The sequence below is a fragment of the Paraburkholderia monticola genome (assembly GCF_001580545.1).
Taxonomy (GTDB): domain Bacteria; phylum Pseudomonadota; class Gammaproteobacteria; order Burkholderiales; family Burkholderiaceae; genus Paraburkholderia; species Paraburkholderia monticola.
In genome coordinates this window covers 363,597-385,145 of sequence record NZ_LRBG01000037.1, presented here as the reverse complement: position 1 = coordinate 385,145, position 21,549 = coordinate 363,597, and the positions used below count along the sequence as shown (strand labels likewise).

Here is a 21,549-nt window from a genome sequence, read left to right as displayed (position 1 = left end):
CGATCTCTCGCGACGGCTATGCCATGGGAGTTCCGACCACACAGGCGCGATTTGGCCGCTAACAGGAGCCATTTGCTTTCGCGCTTCGCGACCGATCGTCGAGGGTCGACCCCTGGTTGCACAAAGCCCGCTTCACGCCTATCTTTCGACATCATACGTATGACCTAGAGAGTAAATCGTGGCAACGCTACACAGGCAGGTCCTGAATCAGTTGGGCGAGCAGATCTGTTCAGGTAAATTCATGCCCGGTGACATCCTGCCGGCCGAACCGGTTCTCGCCGAACAGATGCAGGTGAGCCGCATCACCATCCGCGAGACGATGAAGTCGCTCTCGGCCAAGGGCATGCTGCAGGTGCGTCGCCGTTACGGCACGATCGTGCTGCCGCGCGCACAATGGCAACTGTTCGACCCCGACGTGGTCACCTGGCGTGCGCGCGCCGGCGCGATTGAACCGGGTCTCGTCGAAGATCTGATGGAGTTGCGCCTGATCATTGAGCCGAGCGCGGCCACGCTCGCCGCGAAACGCGCTACGCCGGAAGACCGTATCGCCGTGCGGCGAGCGTTCAAGGCGATGGAGCGCGCGGTCGCTGGCCACGGCGAATATGTTCCCGCCGACCTCGCATTTCACGGTGCCATCCTCGCCGCCTGTCACAACCAGTTCGTCCAGCAGATGCAGAACGCGCTGTCGGCGATCCTGCGCACGAGCTTCGAACGCAGTTCCGAAATCGCGGGTGGTCCGGCCCGTTCGCTGCCGATGCACGAGGCGCTGTGCGTCGCGATCGAGCAGGGCGATCCGGAAGCCGCCGAACAGGCCGTGCTGACGCTGATCAAGCGCGCCGAGCAGGATTTTGAGGACCGCGCTGCACTGAACCACACCGCCAACAATCAGCCGGTCTGACGTAGTCCTGCTTCGCCAACAGCGGATCTAACCCACTTGAAACGCGACGCGCGCAGCCGTCGCGACGGGCGGACTTGCGCCTTTTTCTGAACATATCAAGGACCCAGCATGACCCATCTATTCGATCTGAGCGGCCGCACGGCGCTTGTCACCGGCTCGGCCCGTGGTATTGGCTACGCGTTGGCCGAGGGATTGGCGGCGGCGGGTGCCAGCGTCGTGCTCAACGGCACGCGTGCGGATACGGTGGCTGAATCGGTCGGCAAGCTGGCCAGCGCGGGCTACCAGGCGCAGGGCCGTGCTTTCGACGTCACCGACGAAGCGGCTGTCGCCGATGCTTTCGCGCGGTGGGACAGGAACGGCGTCCCGATCGACATCGTCGTGAATAACGCCGGCATCCAGCTCCGCAAGCCGCTTGTTGATCTCGAACTGAGCGACTGGCAGCGCGTGATCGACACGAACCTGACCAGCGCGTTCATCGTCGCGAAGCAGGCCGCGCGCCGCATGATCGCGCGCGGCACGGGCGGCAAGATCATTAATATCGGCTCGCTCACGAGCGAAGCGGGGCGGGCGACAGTTGGCGCGTACACGGCCGCGAAGGGCGGCATCAAGATGCTGACGCGTGCAATGAGCGCTGAATGGGCGGCGTCGAACATCCAGGCGAACGCGATTGGTCCGGGCTACATCCTGACCGACATGAACAAGCCGCTGATAGAGAACGCGGCCTTCGATGCGTGGGTGAAAAGCAGCAACCCATCGCAGCGCTGGGGCACACCGGATGAACTCGTCGGCACGGCAGTGTATGATGGCCGAGCGCGGCGTTTCCGTCGATCATTCGACTGTGCACCGCTGGGCCGTCAAGCTGCTGCCGGTGCTGGAGAAAGCGTTTCGCCTGCGCAAGCGGCCAGTTGGCAAGAGCTGGCGCATGGACGAGACATACATTCGCGTCAAGGGAGAATGGCGATATCTTTACCGTGCCGTCGACAGGGACGGCAACACCATCGACTTTCTGCTACGCGCCCATCGGGACAAGACTGCAGCCCGGCGTTACTTCGAGAAATCGATCGTCTGGAATGGCGCGCCCGACACAGTGGCCATTGACAAAAGCGGCGCCAATCTCGCCGCGCTCGAAGCGATCAATGCCGATCGTGAAACGCCTGTCAGGATCCGCCAGTCGAAATATCTCAACAATCTGGTCGAGCAGGACCATCGGGCGATCAAGCGACGAACGCGACCCATGCTGGGGTTCAAGACTTTTCGTTATGCCCGGATCCTTCTGGCCGGCATCGAGTTGATGCACATGATTGTGAAAGGGCAGATGAAGTGTGCTTGCGGAACCCATCCGTCCGCTGCCGATCAATTCTATGAACTAGCAACGTAAGCAGTACTTTTCATATCGATCTCGCTCGCCCTTCGATTCTTACCGCGACAAAGCCTTGCGACGTACCCTCGCGTTTGCAAGCGCTGCCCAGCGGCGAGCCCGTCTGGTTAAGCGTCTCGATGCCCATCGTTCGTCTCTTCAAAACCGCGCTCGGGCAAACCAGGTCGAGCATCAGGGTGCCACAGCCGGCGCATTACTAGGCTTTTGTCCGGCTGCTTTTTGCTGGGCGTTTTGAAGGTTCTGCGGATAGTTGGTTTGATTTCCGGCAGGGTTGTAGCCGTTCTTCTGAAGTTGGCTCAATTCGGCGTTCTTCTTTGCTCGGCGGGCCTTACTCTCGGCCTTTTTTTGCGCCTTTAACTCCTGCTTGGACACGGCAGCACTCGAGGCATCTGCATCGGTGCCCTCCGCGTGAGCGTCTACTACCAGAACCGTCATCAGGCTCAACGCCATCGTTGCTACGACAGCCAAGACGGACAGCTGGGTGGATTTCATACGTTTCTCCCATGGATGCGTCTATGAGGCGGAAGCGTGGAGTAGAGCGTTGGTTGGTTACCTCAATGCCAATAGTCCATCGCTCCGGAACGCTCGAACCCTATTCGATGACATGTGGCAAGGGAACCGGGGTAGCCGCGAGCACGATACACAGGATAGCCCTGAAAAGCGCTGTGCACACGCCTGTACGCGCATTTTCCCGGACTGCGCGAAAGACATTCCCCCTTTCGCTCTTTGTTGCAGCGAACAGGGAATATACACTCGGCCGAAAATGCACGAGGGCGTTCTGGAAGATGCGGTAGGCGGAAATATCGCCTTGCAATATTACGTTCGCCTGCCTTACCTGTTTCCGCAGTTTGTCGCTGTTGGACAGGCGTTCGCGCACGCTTCGAGCCAGAGCCAGCCCGGCGTTGAGCGAGGCCTGGTCCAAAGCCGGCACTCGCGGAATTGCGTTCGCCGTGTTTCAGAATCGATTGCAAGAAAGCATAAGGATGCGGTGAACAACAAACAGGCAGAAGAGGTCTGGGTAATTCTCTTATGTATGTAGGATAACTAAATTAATGGAGACGCAAATGAAAACGGCTTTGGTGGGCTTGCTCGCGATAACTGCGGCGGCAACAGCTAGTGCGCAAAGCAGCGTTACGCTGTACGGCATTGTAGACAATGGAATCGTGTACGAGACGAATCACCCGACCGGAAATGTTTTCGCCGCGCAAAGCGGCGGCTGGGCGCAGTCAAGATTTGGCCTGAAAGGAGCCGAGGACCTCGGCGGAGGCACGCAGGCGATTTTCACGCTCGAGTCCCGATTGAATACCCAGAATGGTAGCTTCGCTAACGGCAGCTTCTTCGAGGGACAGGCGACCGTCGGTCTGCACAACGACACTTGGGGCCAACTCAAGTTTGGCAACATGGGCTCGGCGGAGATTAGTCAATACTCGGGCGATGTCGACCCACAGCAAACCAAGAGGTACTCCATTGGAACGCTGGTCAGGGGCCGCATCTTTTCGCAGGGAGCGAACGGCGTGGAGTACCTTTCGCCGACCATTGCTGGTTTCACCCTGCAAGGTCAGTACGACCTGACCAATTCGAGTACCTGGAACGCGGGCAATCCTGGCAGTGCACCTGGCCAGTTGGGCACCTCCAGTGGACTCGGGAGTGCTCAGGGCCGTACCGACGGTATCAAGCTGTCTTATACAAATCGAGGCCTCTTCTGGCAGGCGACGTACGACGAAGTTCGCGACCCAGACGGGAAATTCAGCAACGTGTATCTGACGTCTCGCTCGATTCTCACTGGCTTGACCTACGCTTTCGGGCCTGTTACGGCGTATGTTGGCTATCAGCACCTGAGCGCCCCGGATGCATCTGATGCTGGATATTTCGGCACGACGACGCCGTCGGCATTACCACCGGGGGCCAGCCTGCCAACCACGGTGAATCACGAGTGGATTGGTGCGATTTGGCAGACGACTCCTGCTCTTGCAATCACCGGCGCCGTCTATCACGCCAACGCAAACAAGGGCAACGGAAACGCAACGCTTTTCACGCTGGGAGCAAACTATTCGCTCTCGAAGCGAACGCTCCTGTACACCGAACTCGCCTACGTCCGGAACAGCTCGACGTCTAACCTGGGCCTTGACAGTGGCCTGTACGGCGCGAATACCAATGACGACCCGGTCAACGGGAACCCATCGAGTTCCAATCCCAATTTCGGCCAGGGTCAGTTCGGTGTCATGGCAGGACTGGCGACCAGGTTCTGATGCTGTCCAGCGGTTCGAGTGATGTCTGTCGCTCGGACCTCCCGGCGCCGTGTGCGTTTAAAGCATCATCGGGCGTCCAGGTAACTGGAAATGTGGTACTTGCCGAGACAGAAGCATGGTTGTGAGCAGCCGAATCAATCGCGAAAGCGACTGGCAATGTGGTCCGGGATATTCTCCGGCGTCACGACTACGACCGATGAGCATGCCGCGATAGAGGATGCTGGCAGAAGCTTGTGATAGTGCAGGACATGATGACACGCCGAGCGCATATCCTGTCGGAGGTCGTGATACAGGATTGCCTGAATCTTTCCGGCGCGGAGAAGTTGCACATTATCCCTGTCCAGGTCGTGACCGATAAAGCAGACCGAGGATTCCTGCTGCGCTTCTAGTGCGCGAAGTATCGAGGCATTCCCTCCGCCCATTGAATACACGGCAGCGATGGGAGTGCCGTCGCTGAGAACGTTCCGGACTCTTTCTTCTGTTGGCAAATCAAGGCCGTGTCCGCCGCTTGCGTCAATCAGTTTGAGTTGGGGATGGCGTTTGCGCAATGCTCGGCGAAAGCTTATCTCGCGCTCCTCCTCGCCACGAAATTGCTCGTCACTCATCGTTATCAATACGTTAGCTGGCCGGGGGCCCAGCAACAGGCCTAGAAGGTAAGCGGCCGTGGCGCCAGCGACGCGATTGTCGAGCCCGGCGTAAGCGATACGACCCGACAGCGGTATGTCGGTGAAAACGGTGACGACAGGAATTCCATGACGCTGGAGTTCTCCGACCATCTCGGCAATCTCTGGGACGTCGCGGGCCTTCAGAAAAACACCATGACTGCCTCTTCGGGCGATAGCCCGAAGAGCCTCCACGACTTCGGGCGTCGTCATCGTCTCCCGCAAGAGGAAGCGCGGACGAACAACCGCCGGGTGCATGAATGCGAGTTCGGCCTGAAGCGCATCTTCTATCTCGTCGCTAAACCGGGTCGGCGCCTCGACTACCACGTCGACGATGAGCTTGCGCCCCGTGTTTGCCAGATTCAGCTCCTGCTTCTCCAGCTCCTTTATCGCCTGCTCAACCCGCTTGCGAGTGTGTTCCCGGACGTTTGCGCGCCCGTTCAGCACCCTGTCAACGGTCGCCACTCCAAGTCCGGCCTGCAGGGCGATTTCCTTAATCAAGAAGCGGTGAGCCAATCCGACCCTCCTTAACTGATAGCTTTTTGATGTGTTTTTGAGACTTGTGTGTTTGCTATGCAGGCTATCCTACATCGGAAACAGGAGACACGGATGGACCATCAACGAGAAAACTCTCTTACGGAGCGAACTAACTGGTATCGCGAAACCGACTGCAGCCTGAGTGATTTCTTGACAGTGCTTCATGCGAACGCGGAGCGGCCGCTACGCTGCGCCGCAAGGTCGGTGCGCGGGATTCCTGTATACGAATGCCGCGAACTGGAAGGCGTGATTTCGTCAGGTCGGGACCGGTCTCGACTATTGTCGGAATGGGCGAGCGTCCTGCAGGACGGAGCAGGCGTCTTTGTACTTGAAGGCGCGTTTGCCGACGCCGCTTGCGTTGACGAAGCGACGACGGTCTTCGAATCGATTATTGAAGAGGAGAAGAAAAAGGGTTCGAAGTCCGACCATTTTGCGAAAGCGGGGGCGAACGACCGTATCTGGAACGCTCAGGAGAAACTCTGCGTTTCGGCACCGGAGGTTTTCGCGAGGTACTTTTCAAACCCATGGTTGCCCGCAGCCGCCGAGGCATGGCTCGGACCATGTTTCCAGGTTACGTCCCAGGTCAATGTTGTGAGGCCGGGGGGACAGGCACAACAACCCCATCGTGACTACCATCTGGGCTTCCAGACTGCGGAGGTGGCTGCTTCTTTCCCGGCGCACGTGCATGCGATGTCATCTTTCCTCACGTTGCAAGGGGCTGTCGCGCACTGCGATATGCCTATTGAGAGCGGCCCGACCAAGCTTTTACCTTTCTCGCAGCGCTACGCGCAAGGCTATGTGGCCTGGCGTAGAGCCGACTTCCGGGAATATTTCGAGGACAACTTTGTCCAGGTGCCGCTCGCCAAGGGCGATGCCATCTTTTTCAATCCGGCGCTCTTCCACGCTGCTGGCCCGAATCGTACGAGCCATGTCCAGCGCATGGCAAACCTGCTTCAAATCTCATCAGCCTATGGTCGGGCGATGGAAGTGATGAATCGGACGCGCATGTCCGAAGTCCTCTATCCGGTCCTTCGACGCCGATTGATTGACGGCGACATAACGGAGCAGGAAACGTTGTCAGTGATTGCCTCGTGTGCCGAAGGCTATTCCTTCCCCACCAATCTGGACAGGGACCCGCCTGCCAAAGGGCTCGCGCCGGAGAGCCAGGCCCAACGGATGCTCCGGGCGCTGCGCGAGAACTGGGAGCCTGACGAGTTCGCAAGGGCTCTTGCGAATCATGCGTGGCGGCACGAAAGTGGTGAGGTGGTGGAATTGATGGATTATTGATGTTTTTTAATCCATTGAAGATAGATTCACGGCACTATCATGATGTCAACGCGGCGAAGAGAATCAATCAGGGAGGCCGCGTGTTCCCCCATCCGGCAAGGATGAGGGCGAAGACAAGACGTAATGGTGCAAGAGAATGGACCAGTTCAAGGAACTACAGCTGTTCGTCGAGGTGGCCGAGACGGGCAGTATCAGTCGGGCCGCGGAAGCCGTTGAGCTTTCCATTTCGGCGGCAAGTCGACATCTGATTTCGTTGGAGGCGAGGCTCGGGGTTCAACTGGTACGGAGAACAACCCGTAACCTGTACCTGACCGAAGCGGGCACCGACTTTCATCGACGCTGCAAATCCATTCTTTCCGACCTCGGCGAAGCCGAAGCCGTAGTCAAGGAGGCGGTCGTACGCCCGAGCGGCGTGCTTCGCGTGACCGCTTCGTTATCGTTCTGCATGCTGCATATTGCGCCGATGCTTCCCGAGTTCACGGCGCGTTATCCCGATATCTCAGTCGAGCTGATAGCGGCTAACCGCTACTGCGACATCATCGAGAACGGCATCGACGTCGCGATTCGGACCAAGGTTCTTGAGCCTGACAGCAACATCACGATAAGAAGACTCGCGTCAACGCGTCGCATATTGGCCGCCTCACCTGGTTACATTGAGGCCAATGGCTCGCCTCGCTTCCCTGCGGAACTTGCCAGGCACAGGCTGCTGAACTATCAGCTCGCCGACAACCCAAGGGAGCTTTGTTTTCACCGTGGTGGCGAGAGTGTCATTGTCAAAGTAAAGCCATTGGTGGAATCGAATGATGGCCAGATATTGCGGGTTGCCGCGCTCGACAACATGGGCATCCTCGTGCAGCCCAAATATATCGTCTACGACGACCTGAAGGCCGGTCGCCTCGTTCCCGTGCTCGACGACTGGGAACTACCGCGGCTAACGATGAACATCGCATTCCAGACACGTTCACATCTCCCCGTGAAGGTGCGCCTGTTCATCGACGCGCTTGTCGAGCGCTTTCAACAGAACGACTTCGAGCGTCATTGGACGGCGTGAGTGCCGCGCTCGTGCGGCCTTTGGGTTTATTCCCGCTGAGCGCGAAAGACTTTCCCTCTTTAGCTCTGTTTTGCCGGCCGCAGCGAATATAGACTGCGTTCAAAGCTAGGGAAATGTTGATGGAGACGCGCAATGCAAACAGCACCCACTGCAGTTCAGTCCTCGTCGCCGTACTTCGATGAAGCTCGCTCGGCCGAAGTCGTCAATGCTCGCATGAGCGAAGACGCCGACGCTCGACTGCGGCAGGTCATGTCAGTTCTGGTCAAGCATCTTCACGCGGCGGTCAAGGAAATCGAACCTACGCATGAAGAGTGGTTCACGGCTATCCGGTTTCTGACGGAGACTGGCCAGATGTGCACGGACTGGCGGCAAGAATACATCCTGCTGTCGGACGCCCTCGGAGTCTCGATGCTGGTCGATGCAATCAATCATCGTCGTCCGAGCGGTGCTACACCAAACACCATCCTCGGTCCGTTTTACGTGGCCAACGCACCGGAGTACGCCAATGGCGCGAACATCTGCCTGGACGGAAAAGGCGAGCCGATGGTAGTCGAAGGCCGTGTGACTGACATCGACGGCAACCCGATTCCGAACGCGAAGCTTGAGGTATGGCAGACCAACGACGATGGCTTCTATGACGTTCAGCAAAAGGGCATTCAGCCGGACTCGAATCTTCGAGGCGTATTCACTGCGAACTCTGAAGGTCGTTACTGGTTCAAGTCGGTGAAACCGCGTCACTATCCGATTCCTTCGGATGGTCCAGTGGGAAAGCTGCTCGGCGCGATGGGCCGTCACCCGAACCGCGCGGCACATCTGCACTTCATCGTGACGGCGCCCGGCTATGACCCGGTCATCACTCACATCTTTACGCCCGACTGCCCGTATCTCCCGGAGGACGCAGTCTTTGGCGTCAAGCGCGAGCTCATCGCTGAGTTCAACAAGATTGACGACCCCGAAGCCGCTCAGCGCGTCGGGTTCTCCTCGCCGTTCTGGGCCGTGTCGTGGGACTTCACGCTCGCGACATCCCGCAAGCCGGCGCGAGCTATTCCGTAATCGTTGAGTGTGCGCACTCATGTGCGCTCGACAAACTGCTTAAACCTGAGAGACAGGAACCATTGACATGAGCACGAAAGAGAAAGAACTGCTGGCAGCGTATTGGACCCTGGCTGGCGACGTGTATCCCTGCGCACCGAACGAAATCAGCCCTTTCCCACTGCGCGACCGCTGTGAAGCGGCGATGCGTGCCGGCTGGAGCGGCGTCGGCCTCATTCTCGACGACCTCGAGTACAGCATCGAGAAATACGGGCTGGCCGGCGTCAAGAGCATTCTGGAAGACACGGGCATGAAGTACTTCGAGCTCGAAATTCTCATGGACTGGTACATGGTCGGCGAAGCGCGTGCGAAGTCGGACGATTGCCGTAGCCGTTTCATCGAACTGGGTGCCGAACTCGGCATGCGCAATCTGAAAATCGGCGCGAACCCCTTCGATAAGAATCCGGCCGACTTCGCGCGTATGACGGACGACTTCGCAAAGCTTTGCCAGGACGTCGCGACGGTTGGCGCGACGGTCGCAATCGAGTTCATGCCGTTCTCTCCAATCCGGAATGTCGCAGAGGCGCTGAAGGTCGCGGAAGGCGCAAATCAGCCCAACGGTGGACTCATGGTCGACCATTGGCACGTCGCACGGGCCGGTACACCCTATAGCGAAGTCGCGCGCATTCCGGCCCGGTACATCAAGGGAGTAGAACTGGATGACGTGGGCGCGCAGGTTAAAGGGTCACTGTTCGATGACTCGACCTTTAACCGCCAGCTCTGCGGCGAAGGAGCCGGCGACTGTCGCGCCTTCGTGGATGCCCTTGACCAGGCAGGCTGCACGCTGCCGTACTACGGCGTAGAGCTCATCTCCGAAGTGCATCGGAAGTTCCCGCTCGACGAGATGGCGAAGCGTGCTTACGACACAACCATTGCGCAGTTCTCGGAAAAATCGGCTACTGCCGCCTGAAGTTCCTGGACCTTAAATCAGAACGTACCTTCTGGAGACTCACATGATTCGAATCGCTGTACTTGGCGCTGGCCGCATTGGTCGAATTCACGCTGGCAACGTCGCCGCGAGCGCGAACGCAAAACTGGTCGTGGTGGCAGACCCGGTCGAAAGTGCAGCCAGGTCGCTGGCTGACCGCCTCGGCTGCGAAGCTTCGACGGACCCCGCAGGCGTCCTCGAACGCAATGACATCGACGCAGTGGTTATCGGTACGCCGACGGACACTCACATCACGTTCATGCTCGAGGCCGTCAAGCGCGGGAAGGCTGTTCTGTGCGAAAAACCCATCGACCTCGATATGGAAAAGTCGCTTGCTGCGGCAAATGAGGTCGAGCGCCGGGGCGGCCGGGTCATGCTCGCATTCAATCGACGTTTCGACCCGACGTCGCAGGCATTCCGCAAAGCCATCGATGCGGGTGATGTTGGCGAGGTGCGACAGGTCATCATCTCGAGCCGCGACCCGGGCATGCCTCCTCGCGACTACGTCGAACACTCGGGCGGCATTTTCCGCGACATGGTTATCCACGACCTGGATATGGCTCGCTGGCTGCTCGGCGAAGAGCCGGTCGAAGTGATGGCGATAGCTAGCCGTCTCATCGACGAGTCGCTCGAGAAACTGACCGACTTCGATACGGTGATGGTTCAGCTGCGCACCGCTTCGGGCAAGCAATGCCATATCAACTGTTGCCGCGAGGCGGTGTACGGCTACGACCAGCGTATGGAAGTGTCTGGCTCAAAGGGCATGCTCCTGCAGGAGAATCTTCGCCCGTCGACGATTCGCCGCTGGTCTCAGGAAGTTACGGATGCGCGCGAGCCGCTCCTGAACTTCTTCCTTGAACGCTATGTAGATGCGTACAAGGCTGAACTCGAAGCCTTCGTCGAGGCCCTGAACACGAATTCGCCGCTGCCGACGTCGGTTCAGGACGGATTGAAGGCGTTGCGCCTCGCGGATGCCGCACTCGAGTCCGCATTGTCGGGTAAAGCCGTCAAGGTGTAACTGGAAATCCGGAGGAGATAAGTCATGACACGAAAGATTAGTCCGAACGAAACACTTGGAGTGGCATGTCTTGGCATCACGCACCCGCATACGTCCGGGCGAGTCAAGGCAATCCAGCGTCGCACTGACGCGAAGATGCTGGGTGCGTGGGATAAGAGCCCGCTGCTCACGCCGTTCGTCGACGCGCTCGGTCTCGAGGCGCGCTCGAAGGAAGACATTCTGGCAGACGAGAATGTGCATGTTGTTCTCGTCCACTCGAAGAGCGAGAAGATGGCCGACCTGACCATCGAAGCGCTCGAAGCTGGCAAGGCAGTGCTGTGTGAAAAACCGGCTGGCCGTAGTTCGTCGGATGCGAAGCGCATCGTCGAGGCGGTCGAGCGTACCGGCGGTCTGGTGCAGGTCGGCTATTGCTGGCGCTTTGCTCCGTCCGTTGACGCAATGCAGGCGGCCCTCAAGAGCGGACGTCTGGGGAAGGTCGTTCAGGTGCGTGCCCACGGCGGTTGCTCGCACGATGAGGCGGGGACGCCGCACATGACTCAGCCCGGCGACATCGGTGGTGCCGTGTTCGTTATCGGCTGCCACCTCATCGACCGCATTCTTCTGCATTTTGGCCTGCCGCGCTCCGTGAACGCCAGAATCACGAAGTTCCCGAACTTCCACGGCGACGAATCGCGTGAAGACGCGGCCGGTGCGGTGCTGAACTACGAAGACAAGATTGTCTCCGTCGACTTCATGTCGTGGGATGTCCTCCCGTGGACCGAGAGCTGGGATATCACCGCGTACGGGACGGAAGGCATTATGTCGTCACGGTCGCTGCCCGCGAGTTACAAGATTTACGACGCGGGCAAGGGTGAGCATCCCGAAGGCTGGACCGAGTGGCAAGAAACCAGCTTCCCGGAAATCTGGGCGACTAAAAAGACGGAGTATTCGCCCGACATTGCTGAAATCGGCAACCCCGTGTACTTCGACCGCGAGTCGAATGCGTTCTTCGATGCATTGCGCAACGGGACGCAGTCGGTTGTGCCGGCCACGCAGGCATACAACATCAGCCGCGTCATTGAGGCCATGTTCGCTTCTTCCAAAGAATCTGGAGCAGAGGTCTTTATCGGTTAAGGGTTCGCACGGCTGACGCTATCCGGCGTCGGCCGAGGATTCCCGGATTCATAAACCGCAAACGTAAATAGGTAGTCCTAAATAGGAGACGATGTCATGAAGATTCTGAAAAGTGTTGCAGTCATCCTGGCCGCTTCGGCAGCGTTCGCTGCTACGTCCGGTGTAGTGTTCGCTCAGGAAAAGGGTGTTGTCGGAATTTCGCTGCCCGACAAAACTGAATCGCGCTGGATTACTGACGGGAAGAGCATGGTCGATGCGCTGAAGGCGAAGGGCTACACGGCCGACCTCCAGTACGCGAATTACGACGTGCCGACGCAGGTGAATCAGGTCGAGAATATGCTCGCAAAGGGTGTCAAGGCACTCGTCATTGCACCCATCGACGGCAAGACTTTTTCCGATGCTCTCGCACTCGCCCAGAAAAAGGGCATCAAGGTCATCTCGTACGACCGTCTGATTAGCCAGACCAAGGACGTCGACTACTACGCAACGTTCGATAACTACGGTGTAGGTGTCCTGCAGGGGCAAAGCATCGTCTCGGCATGGCAGAAAGCCGGCAGCAAAGCTCCGTTCAACATCGAAATTTTCGGAGGGTCTTCGGACGACAACAATGCCCACATGGTCTACGCGGGCGGCATGTCGGTTCTGAAACCGTACATCGACAGCGGCAAGTTCGTGATTCGCAGCAAACAGATTGCCTTCGAAAAAGTCGCGACGCGCAACTGGGATGGTGCGACCGCCCAGGCGCGGATGGACAACCTGCTGAGCGCCTTCTACGGTAAGGACCACCTCGATGCCGTCTGGGCCCCGAATGACGCGCTGGCGATTGGCATTATCTCGTCTCTCAAGGGCGTGGGATACGGTTCGGGTCAGCAGGCGATGCCCATCATCACGGGACAGGACGCGGACGTTCAGAACGTTAAGAACATCGTTCGCGGTGACCAGACGTCAACTGTGTTCAAGGACACGCGAAAACTCGCCAGCGTCGCAGCAGACATGGTTGACGATGCACTGACCGGCAAGCAGGTGCCCGTCAACGACACGAAGAGCTACAACAACGGCGCAAAGATTGTTCCGACATATCTCGTGAAGCCTGTTCTGGTGGACAAGGCTAACTACCAGGCGGAACTGGTCACGAGTGGCTACTACACGCAGGCTCAAGTCAAGTAAGGAATCTGAAGGTGAGCGTGGCGGGGCTTCCGGCGGAACCCTCGCTTCACGCAGGCACGTCCTGAGCGTGACCAATTGGAGGAAGTTTGACCATGGATACCATTCTGGAGATGCGCGGAATTCAGAAGAGTTTTGGCGCAGTCAAAGCCCTGAATAACGTGAATCTGAAGGTCCAAAAAGGCGAGATTCACGCCATATGTGGAGAAAACGGCGCAGGGAAGTCGACCCTGATGAAAATCCTCAGCGGCGTCTATCCGCACGGCTCTTACGTAGGTGACGTGCTCTACGACGGCCAGGAACGAGCGTTCGCCGATATTTCCGATAGCGAAGAGGTCGGAATCATCATCATCCACCAGGAACTCGCCCTGGTGCCGATGCTATCGATTACCGAGAATATTTTCCTGGGTAACGAACAGTCGAAGCGCGGCGTCATCGATTGGCAGAGTTCGCGTTCGAAGGCAAAGGCATTGCTCTCGAAGGTGGGCTTGACGGATTCTCCAGACGCAGCGGTCGGAACGCTCGGGATTGGCAAGCAACAACTCATCGAGATTGCCAAAGCATTGTCGAAAGAGGTTCGTTTGCTGATTCTTGACGAACCCACTGCAAGCTTGAATGAGAAAGATAGCGACACGCTGCTCACTCTTCTGCTAGAGCTTAAGGCGCGCGGCGTCACGTCAATCATCATTTCGCACAAGCTCAACGAGATTTCACGTGTCGCTGACGGAATCACGGTTATCCGTGATGGCTCAACGGTCGACGTCCTCGACTGTAAGGCCGATAGCGTCAGTGAGGACCGCATTATCAAGGCGATGGTTGGCCGGGAGATGTCGGACCGATACCCTCCGCGAACGCCAAACATCGGCGAAGTTATATTTGAAGTGAAAGACTGGCGTGTACAACATCCGACCCAGAGAGACCGTGCAGTCATCAAGGGCGTCAATCTGAAAGCGCACAAGGGCGAAATCGTAGGTATCGCAGGATTGATGGGTTCGGGGCGCACCGAACTCGCCATGAGTGTTTTTGGCGGCACATACGGCCAGGATATCACCGGTCAAGTACTGATGCACGGGAAACAGGTTGACACGTCATCGGTCAAGAAGGCCATCAAGGCGGGCGTGGCCTACGTGACTGAAGACCGGAAAGGCAACGGTCTGCTGCTGGACGACAACATCAAGCGAAACATTACGCTGGCGAATCTCTCCGGGGTATCAAGGCTCGGTGTCGTCAACGAGCATGAGGAAACAAATGTCGCGACTGAATTCCTCCAGAAACTGCGGATTCGCGCGCAGGGCGTGACGCACGTTGTTGGCAACCTGTCGGGCGGAAATCAGCAAAAAGTCGTCATCAGCAAATGGCTCTTTTCTGAACCAGAGGTGTTGATTCTCGACGAGCCCACACGAGGCATCGATGTGGGCGCGAAGTATGAGATTTACAACATCATGAATCAGGCGGTTGCGGCAGGTAAGTGCGTGGTCATGATTTCGTCGGAAATGCCGGAGCTACTTGGCATGTGCGACCGAATCTATGTCATGAATGAAGGCCGGTTCGTCGGCGAATTATCCGCAGATGACGCCTCGCAGGAAAACATCATGCGAGCGATTATGCGAAATGGAGACATTCAAAATGCGTAAGGCACTCTCTCCGGTGGCCGCCGAAGGCACCGAGCTCAAGCAGAAAAGCGAACTGTTCGGCATGGTCAAGCGCGTTGGCAGCGAATACGGGTTACTCATCTCGCTTGTCATCATCATGGCTTTCTTCCAGGTCTCAACGAGCGGTGTATTGATGCAGCCGCTCAATCTGACCAACCTTGTGCTCCAGAACAGCTACATCGTCATCATGGCGCTGGGAATGCTCATGGTGATTGTCTCCGGCCACATTGACCTCTCGGTCGGCTCAACGGCAGGTCTGGTCGGCGCGTTGGCGGCGGTGCTGATGGTGCAATATGACGTCAACTATGTCTGGGCGACCATCATCTGTATCGCGACCGGTGCATTAATTGGCGCGGTTCAAGGTTACTGGATTGCGTTTTGGCGCATGCCCTCGTTTATCGTAACGCTGGCCGGCATGCTGGTGTTCCGAGGCTTGACGAACCTGGTGCTGCAAGGTCAGTCCATTGGCCCGTTCCCTGATGCTTTCGGTGCGGTGAGTTCGGGCTTCATTCCGGACGTCTTTCATGGACAAGGTCTTCACATCACCTCAATCCTGCTCGGCGTGCTTGTCGGCGTGCTGTTCTGCGTGATTGAGCTTCGGCATCGCGCGGGTGCTGCCAAACATGGGGTCGAAAGCGGTTCTTTCTCCATGTTCGTGACGAAGAATGTGGTGCTTACGGCCCTGATAGTGTTCTTCTGCTACCTGCTTGCATCCTATCGCGGCTTGCCCACCGTGCTCGTCATCATGGGCGTATTGATTGGCGTGTACACCTTCATCATGAATCGCACGACCATCGGCCGTCGCATTTACGCGGTTGGCGGAAACGCGAAGGCCGCACGTCTCTCAGGCGTCAGCGTGCCGGCAGTGAGCTTCCTGACCTTCGTGAACATGGGAGTCCTGGCCGCACTGGCAGGTCTGATTTTCGCAGCACGCTTGAACAGCGGCACTCCGAAGGCCGGCACTGGCTTCGAACTTGATGTCATCGCGGCATGCTTCATTGGCGGTGCATCCGCATCCGGCGGGGTCGGAAAGGTTGTCGGGGCGGTCGTGGGCGCTTTCATTATGGGCGTGATGAACAACGGCATGTCCATCATGGGCATTGGGGTGGACTATCAGCAGGTCATCAAAGGCATCGTTCTGCTCGCGGCTGTGTTCGTCGACGTCTACAACAAAAACAAGGCGTAACAGCCTATTCCTGAAACAGACCAGATTTAGAAGTCAGCGGGGCAACGCTGGGTCGGTGTGTAACCCTGCTGAAATGCAGACTTGAAGCATGAGATTGCATCCCGAACATTTGGCCTGTCAATCAGCAGCACTAATGGAAATAGATATGGTCAAGCATATTGTGATGTGGAACGTTCGCGGCGAAACACCGGAACAAAAGAAAGAAGCTGCGCAGCTGGTGAAAGCCGCGTTCGAGAGCCTAAGCGGGAAGATTCCCGGGCTGACCACTCTTGAAGTCGGGCTCGACGTGAGCGCCGTGGACTACGCATGCGATGTCGTCCTGTACACGGAATTTGAAAGTCAGGAATCGCTCGATGCGTATGCGTTTCACCCGGAGCATCTGCGCGTGAAGCAAATCGTGGGTGACGTTCGCATTGCTCGCCACCAGGTCGACTACGTCTAAGGCACCGTTACTGCCTGATGAAACAGGAAGCAAGTCCTATGTTTGAGTTCACCTACACCACGCAGTCGTCGAGAGTAGTATTCGGCGCTGGGAGCATGAAGCTCGTCCAACAGGAAGTCGAGACCTTGGGCGCGCGCCGGGCACTGGTCCTCTGCACCCCAGAGCAGAAGGCTCAAGCCGAGGTGGTTTCTTCGCTCCTGGGTCCTTCGAGCGCAGGAGTCTTCGATGGCGCGCAAATGCATGTTCCCATCGAAAACGCCCGCCGCGCGCGCGAACACGCCAAGTCAGTTAACGCTGACTGTGCAGTGGCTATCGGGGGAGGGTCTACGATTGGACTCGGCAAGGCGATTGCGCTCGAATCGTCGTTACCCATTATCGCGATACCGACGACGTATGCCGGGTCTGAAATGACTCCCATCTACGGGATTACAGAAAATGGCCTGAAGAAAACCGGGCGCGACGCGAAGGTGATACCTAGGACAGTTCTGTACGACCCGGAACTCACGATTGGGCTGCCGGTTAAGCTTTCGATTGTCAGCGGTCTGAATGCAATCGCTCACGCAGCCGAAGGTTTGTACGCCAAAGACGGTAATCCCGTCATGTCGATGATGGCAGAGGAAGGAATTCGCTCGCTCGCCAACGGCCTCCGTGGCCTAAAGAAAAGCAGCAAGGACAAAGAGGCGCGAAGTGAGTGTCTCTATGGTGCGTGGCTGTGCGGAATGGTTCTCGGGAATGTTGGCATGGCCCTTCATCACAAGCTTTGTCATACGTTGGGCGGAACGTTCAATCTACCTCACGCAGAGACGCATGCAATCGTCCTGCCGCACGCTCTTGCGTACAACAGCTCCGTAGCGGAAGATGCTATGGATAGAATCGCCAGGGCGCTAAATGTAGAGTCGGCGCCGGATGGTCTTTACCGACTGAACGAAGAACTCGGGGTGCCACGAGGGCTTCGGGAAATTGGACTTGGCGAAGCGGACCTGGACTACGCGTGCGAAGTGGCCCTGTCGAACCCATATTGGAATCCGCGACCGGTAGAGGCGGTGCCGCTCCGAGCGCTGTTGCAGCGAGCCTGGGAAGGTGCCCGTCCTGCTGCATAACAGTCACTCAACTCATTTTGCGGCGGGGTCCTGAGCGCCGCGATTTCGGAAACAGCATCTTCGACCGCGACCGTCGAACGGCGGCCGTACCGTATTTCCATGCCCCGCGCGCAGCGGGTCGAGGGGCCGAGGTTACGGTAAAGGTCGGCCTAACGGTAAGGTATAAACCTTGATACCTAATTTAGTTAAGAAGAAGTTTGTTGCTGTCTAATAAGGCTGTGTAAAGACAAAGAAAAAGACTCTTGTTGGAAGGCATTCGAACACAACGAACTGCGTCCCTGCATCGGAGCATCTTGGGTCGCAATGTGCTCCTGATGCCCCTCGGATACCCATCGATGGGCGCGACTACCCGTGATTGTCCACCCAGGCACGGGCCCACGATAACCCTGCATCTTCGGCTTCCTGTTCGCTCATGAAGACGCCGAGGATGCCGGATGCCTGGATAACCTTGCTATTTCGAGTAATCGTCCCACTTGCAGCGTAGCGTTCTCGCTCAAGAAGGTCTTCTTGCTGCGCAATTGCATGGCCCCAGATGGCGTAACCTACGTACGACTCTTGTTGCATTAGCGTTGTACCTCGGAGATATCGCGCGGTGCGATTCGAGTAGGGATACTCGTGGAATTCTACGGAAATCGCCGCATTGCGTCTGGCGGAGCTGGCGGCGGTTCCGACGAAAGGCCGCCATTTCGTGACCGCTCCTGATTAAAGATGATGCGCATTTGTTCAAGGGCTACAAGCTGCGAGCGGGTCTCGTCCCGCCACGCTCGCTGCACAGCGCCGCAAAGTCCGTCCAGTTGAACAACAAGCTGGCGCAGCCTGACGACGTCCAATATCAAACGGCGAATGGCATTATCGTACTCGCTGTCCGACCGGTGTTGGCGCCAGAGCCGACGCAGTTCCGACAGCGTCGGCGAAGGCACCTGTGGAAGAGTGCGACGAACCACTGCTGACCCCAAAATACTGTATGGATGTACAGTATTTCGGTGTCCGACCCAACGGTCAAGAATCGTGAGGCATGAAACCGGGCAATAGGGCGCGCGGGGGCCGTCGCGGGCACGTCAGGCCGTTGGGCACGCCGTCTGCTCGGTTTCGCGTCGCCAGAACTCGCCCGAATTAAAGCTCCCGCCGGTAGACAGGCCTTGCTGAAGAAGAGATACGATGCCCGCAAGCATCTGGTTCAGGCGGGCTCCAGATTTCTGTCCAGCGTCTCGTCTGTAGTCTCGTCCAGGCTAGCCACACTCGACTGCTGTCATGGCCCCAGCGCGCGTCATCACATCTCCGCCTCTGTCCCGCTACAGGACGAAGCGGGACTTCAGGGCCACGCCAGAGCCCGCGGCCCCGGCGGACATACCATCGGCCACTCTTCTCCCGCTGTGCTTTGTCGTGCAAAAGCATTGGGCAAACCGACTCCATTACGACTTCCGGCTTGAACTGGATGGAGTGTTGCTGTCGTGGGCCGTACCGAAAGGGCCATGCTACGACCCGAAGGAGAAACGGATGGCCATTCATGTCGAGGACCATCCGGTCGAGTATTCGAAATTCGAAGGCTCCATTCCTCGCAGGCAGTATGGTGCCGGCACAGTGATAGTGTGGGACCGCGGAACATGGGAGCCGGTCGGCGACCCACACGAGGGAATGAAGGTCGGCAAGCTGGTCTTCCGTCTTCATGGCGAAAAGCTTGCAGGACTCTGGGAGCTGGTCCGGATATCGAAAGCCGATGACAAGCAGGACCAATGGATGCTTTTCAAGAAGCGGGACGCGTGGGCGCAGCCACTGGCCGATTACGATGTCATCAAGGCGCTTCCGGATAGCGTCACTGCGAAGCCGCTGGGGCTAATTGAAGACCGCGAGCCGAGGGCGGCCAGGCCCGCGCGCACCGGGCCGCAGGAATTAGACCTTTCCGCAGCGGTTTCGGCGCCGCTGCCTGCAAACCTTGAGCCACAACTCGCGACCCTTGCGACCTCTCTTCCGTCAAGCGGCGACTGGGTAACCGAAGCCAAGCTCGATGGCTATCGCATGCTGTCGCGTGTCGCCAAGGGCCATGCGCGACTTATCACGCGCGGCGGCCATGACTGGACAGCGAAGTTTCCGACGCTCGCAGCAAAGGTCGAGGAACTTCCGCTCAACAGTGCATGGCTGGATGGCGAAATCACTGTCCTCAAAAATGGCATTCCAAGTTTCGCTGCATTGCAAGATGCGATAGACGGAAACGCCAGCCAGGACATCGTCTACTTCCTTTTCGATTTGATGTACCTCGACGGGAAAGACCTCAGGAAGGTGCCCTTGTGGGCGAGGCGCGCGCTTCTCGCGCAGCTTCTTGAAAGCGCAGGCGAACATATTCGCTTCAGCCAGGACTTCGAGGCACCCGCCGCCCGGTTGTTCGAAGCCGCCTCGGGCCTGGGCCTTGAAGGCCTGATGCTCAAGCGCCGCGATGCAACCTATGAATCGGGGAGGACCCAGACGTGGCTCAAGGCGAAATCCCGACTCCGGCAGGAACTGGTCATCTGTGGCTTCACTGCCCGTGGCGGCAAGGACGGCGAGGTTGGTAGCCTGCTGCTCGGCTACTACGTCGATGGCGAGCTTCGCGATTCGGGAAGTGTTGGCACCGGGTGGGACGCGAGGACTGCGCGGGACCTGTGGGCACGCCTGACGCCGCTCGAAATGGATGCGGCACCATTTGACGTCACGGTTGCCAGGCAGCGCCGCTGGTCCCGGCGCTCGGTCGGCAGCGAGCGCTGGGTCCGCCCCGAACTTGTCGCCGAGGTCGAATTTGCGGACTGGACGACCGATGGCGTCATCCGGCAAGCATCCTTCAGAGGCCTGCGAATCGACAGGCCGGCAACCGGCGTCATCCGGGAGGGCGGGAAGACTCGGGCGCCCGAACCTCAGCCGAATCTGAAAATCACGCATCCGGAGCGTGTCGTCGACCCCTCGACGGGCGTCACAAAGGCCGACCTGGTCCGCTATTACGCGAGCATTGCGGAGCGCATGCTGCCTCATTTGAACGCCCGGCCCCTCGCGATGGTCCGCGCACCGGACGGCATTGCGGGACAGCTCTTCTTCCAGAAGCATGCCGAGAGAACGAACATGCCCGGGCTAACGGCTCACGACCGGAGCCTGTGGCCGAATCATCCTCCCTTGCTGACGGTCGGCACCGTCGACGCGCTGCTGTCGGCAGCACAGATGAATGTCGTCGAGTTTCACACGTGGAATTCGACGGTCCGCCGACTCGACAAGCCCGACCGGGTCATCTTCGACCTGGACCCCGGTGAGGGTGTGAAATGGGGGTACGTTCAGGAGGCGGCGCTTCTCGTTCATACGCTGTTGTCGGAACTCGGCCTGCAGGCCTGGCTGAAAACGAGTGGTGGGAAGGGCTTGCACGTTATTGTCCCGCTTGCGCCGCGGTTGAGCTACGACGCGGTCAAGGCGTTCTCGCAGGCATTCGTGCGGCACCTCGCGAAGACAATCCCCGAGCGCTTTTCGGCGACGTCCGGGGCTTCAAACCGGGTCGGAAAGGTCTACGTCGACTATCTGCGCAACGGCAAGGCGCAGACCACCGCTGCGGCATTTTCAGCGCGGGCGCGGGCCGGGATGGGCGTTTCAATGCCCGTTTCCTGGGAGCAACTGTCCGAGCTCAAAAGCGGCTCGCAGTGGACCGTCCAGACGGCGCGCGAATACCTCAGCTTCCAGCAGCAGGACCCGTGGGCCGAATACTGGTCGGCGGCGCAATCATTGGCATCGGCGATAAAGCTCCTAAAATGAAACGACCGTCTGGTCGGCGGCGGCACGGGC

At 58.3% G+C, this 21,549-nt stretch carries 17 protein-coding genes and 2 pseudogenes; 16 read left to right on the top strand and 3 right to left on the bottom strand.

What is annotated here, in order from left to right:
- Positions 1–178: 178 nt before the first annotated feature.
- From CI15_RS25780 to CI15_RS35735, 3 genes and pseudogenes are all read left to right on the top strand, one after another.
- A complete protein-coding gene (locus tag CI15_RS25780; protein WP_062133096.1) occupies positions 179–898 on the top strand; it encodes a FadR/GntR family transcriptional regulator in 720 nt (239 codons plus the stop codon).
- Positions 899–1,006: 108 nt separating this feature from the next.
- Positions 1,007–1,699: pseudogene (locus CI15_RS25775) on the top strand (SDR family NAD(P)-dependent oxidoreductase); the annotation flags it as partial.
- Positions 1,698–2,276 (top strand): annotated as a pseudogene (locus CI15_RS35735) (IS6 family transposase); the annotation flags it as partial. The pseudogenes CI15_RS25775 and CI15_RS35735, both read left to right, overlap by 2 nt.
- 171 nt (positions 2,277–2,447) lie before the next feature.
- Here the strand turns inward: CI15_RS35735 and CI15_RS25765 are convergent.
- The gene (locus CI15_RS25765; protein WP_062133090.1) at positions 2,448–2,768 is read right to left on the bottom strand and encodes a DUF4148 domain-containing protein; all 321 of its coding nucleotides are present in this window, start codon (positions 2,766–2,768) and stop codon (positions 2,448–2,450) included.
- Positions 2,769–3,340: 572 nt separating this feature from the next.
- Here CI15_RS25765 and CI15_RS25755 point away from each other — a divergent pair.
- Complete coding sequence (locus tag CI15_RS25755; RefSeq protein WP_062133084.1) at positions 3,341–4,525, top strand: porin; 1,185 nt, start codon at positions 3,341–3,343, stop codon at positions 4,523–4,525.
- Between the two features lie 134 nt (positions 4,526–4,659).
- Here CI15_RS25755 and CI15_RS25750 read toward each other — a convergent pair whose 3' ends face one another.
- Positions 4,660–5,703 carry a LacI family DNA-binding transcriptional regulator gene (locus CI15_RS25750; RefSeq protein ID WP_062133082.1) on the bottom strand — a complete coding sequence of 348 codons (1,044 nt, stop codon included), beginning with the start codon at positions 5,701–5,703 and terminating at the stop codon, positions 4,660–4,662.
- A gap of 93 nt (positions 5,704–5,796) precedes the next feature.
- On the opposite strand from CI15_RS25750, the gene CI15_RS25745 reads away from it, so the two are divergent.
- The 11 genes from CI15_RS25745 (at position 5,797) to CI15_RS25695 (ending at position 17,757) form a co-directional block, all read left to right on the top strand.
- Positions 5,797–7,011 carry a phytanoyl-CoA dioxygenase family protein gene (locus CI15_RS25745; protein ID WP_062133080.1) on the top strand — a complete coding sequence of 405 codons (1,215 nt, stop codon included), beginning with the start codon at positions 5,797–5,799 and terminating at the stop codon, positions 7,009–7,011.
- Positions 7,012–7,147: 136 nt separating this feature from the next.
- Positions 7,148–8,062, top strand: coding sequence for a LysR family transcriptional regulator (locus CI15_RS25740; protein WP_062133078.1), 915 nt, complete (start codon positions 7,148–7,150; stop codon positions 8,060–8,062).
- A gap of 132 nt (positions 8,063–8,194) precedes the next feature.
- Positions 8,195–9,115, top strand: coding sequence for an intradiol ring-cleavage dioxygenase (locus CI15_RS25735; protein ID WP_062133076.1), 921 nt, complete (start codon positions 8,195–8,197; stop codon positions 9,113–9,115).
- Positions 9,116–9,182: 67 nt separating this feature from the next.
- Complete coding sequence (locus CI15_RS25730; RefSeq protein ID WP_062133074.1) at positions 9,183–10,064, top strand: sugar phosphate isomerase/epimerase family protein; 882 nt, start codon at positions 9,183–9,185, stop codon at positions 10,062–10,064.
- 43 nt (positions 10,065–10,107) lie between these two features.
- The gene (gene iolG, locus CI15_RS25725) at positions 10,108–11,100 is read left to right on the top strand and encodes an inositol 2-dehydrogenase (protein WP_062133071.1); all 993 of its coding nucleotides are present in this window, start codon (positions 10,108–10,110) and stop codon (positions 11,098–11,100) included.
- Positions 11,101–11,124: 24 nt separating this feature from the next.
- A complete protein-coding gene (locus CI15_RS25720; RefSeq protein WP_062133069.1) occupies positions 11,125–12,213 on the top strand; it encodes a Gfo/Idh/MocA family protein in 1,089 nt (362 codons plus the stop codon).
- Between the two features lie 96 nt (positions 12,214–12,309).
- Positions 12,310–13,380, top strand: a complete 1,071-nt coding sequence (gene chvE, locus CI15_RS25715) for a multiple monosaccharide ABC transporter substrate-binding protein (protein ID WP_062133066.1) — start codon at positions 12,310–12,312, stop codon at positions 13,378–13,380.
- 92 nt (positions 13,381–13,472) lie between these two features.
- Positions 13,473–15,011: a multiple monosaccharide ABC transporter ATP-binding protein gene (gene mmsA, locus CI15_RS25710; RefSeq protein ID WP_062133062.1), complete on the top strand. Its 1,539-nt coding sequence runs from the start codon at positions 13,473–13,475 to the stop codon at positions 15,009–15,011.
- On the top strand, positions 15,004–16,215 hold the full coding sequence (mmsB, locus tag CI15_RS25705; protein ID WP_082814301.1) for a multiple monosaccharide ABC transporter permease: 1,212 nt from the start codon (positions 15,004–15,006) through the stop codon (positions 16,213–16,215). Before mmsA ends, mmsB begins: the two co-directional genes overlap by 8 nt.
- Positions 16,216–16,360: 145 nt before the next feature.
- Positions 16,361–16,657 carry a Dabb family protein gene (locus CI15_RS25700; RefSeq protein WP_062133061.1) on the top strand — a complete coding sequence of 99 codons (297 nt, stop codon included), beginning with the start codon at positions 16,361–16,363 and terminating at the stop codon, positions 16,655–16,657.
- A gap of 38 nt (positions 16,658–16,695) precedes the next feature.
- On the top strand, positions 16,696–17,757 hold the full coding sequence (locus CI15_RS25695) for a maleylacetate reductase (RefSeq protein ID WP_062133060.1): 1,062 nt from the start codon (positions 16,696–16,698) through the stop codon (positions 17,755–17,757).
- A 345-nt stretch (positions 17,758–18,102) separates the two neighbouring features.
- Here CI15_RS25695 and CI15_RS37825 read toward each other — a convergent pair whose 3' ends face one another.
- Positions 18,103–18,321, bottom strand: a complete 219-nt coding sequence (locus CI15_RS37825; RefSeq protein ID WP_062133059.1) for a hypothetical protein — start codon at positions 18,319–18,321, stop codon at positions 18,103–18,105.
- Between the two features lie 687 nt (positions 18,322–19,008).
- Here CI15_RS37825 and ligD point away from each other — a divergent pair.
- Complete coding sequence (ligD, locus tag CI15_RS25685; protein ID WP_062133058.1) at positions 19,009–21,519, top strand: DNA ligase D; 2,511 nt, start codon at positions 19,009–19,011, stop codon at positions 21,517–21,519.
- The last annotated feature ends 30 nt before the right edge of the window (positions 21,520–21,549 follow it).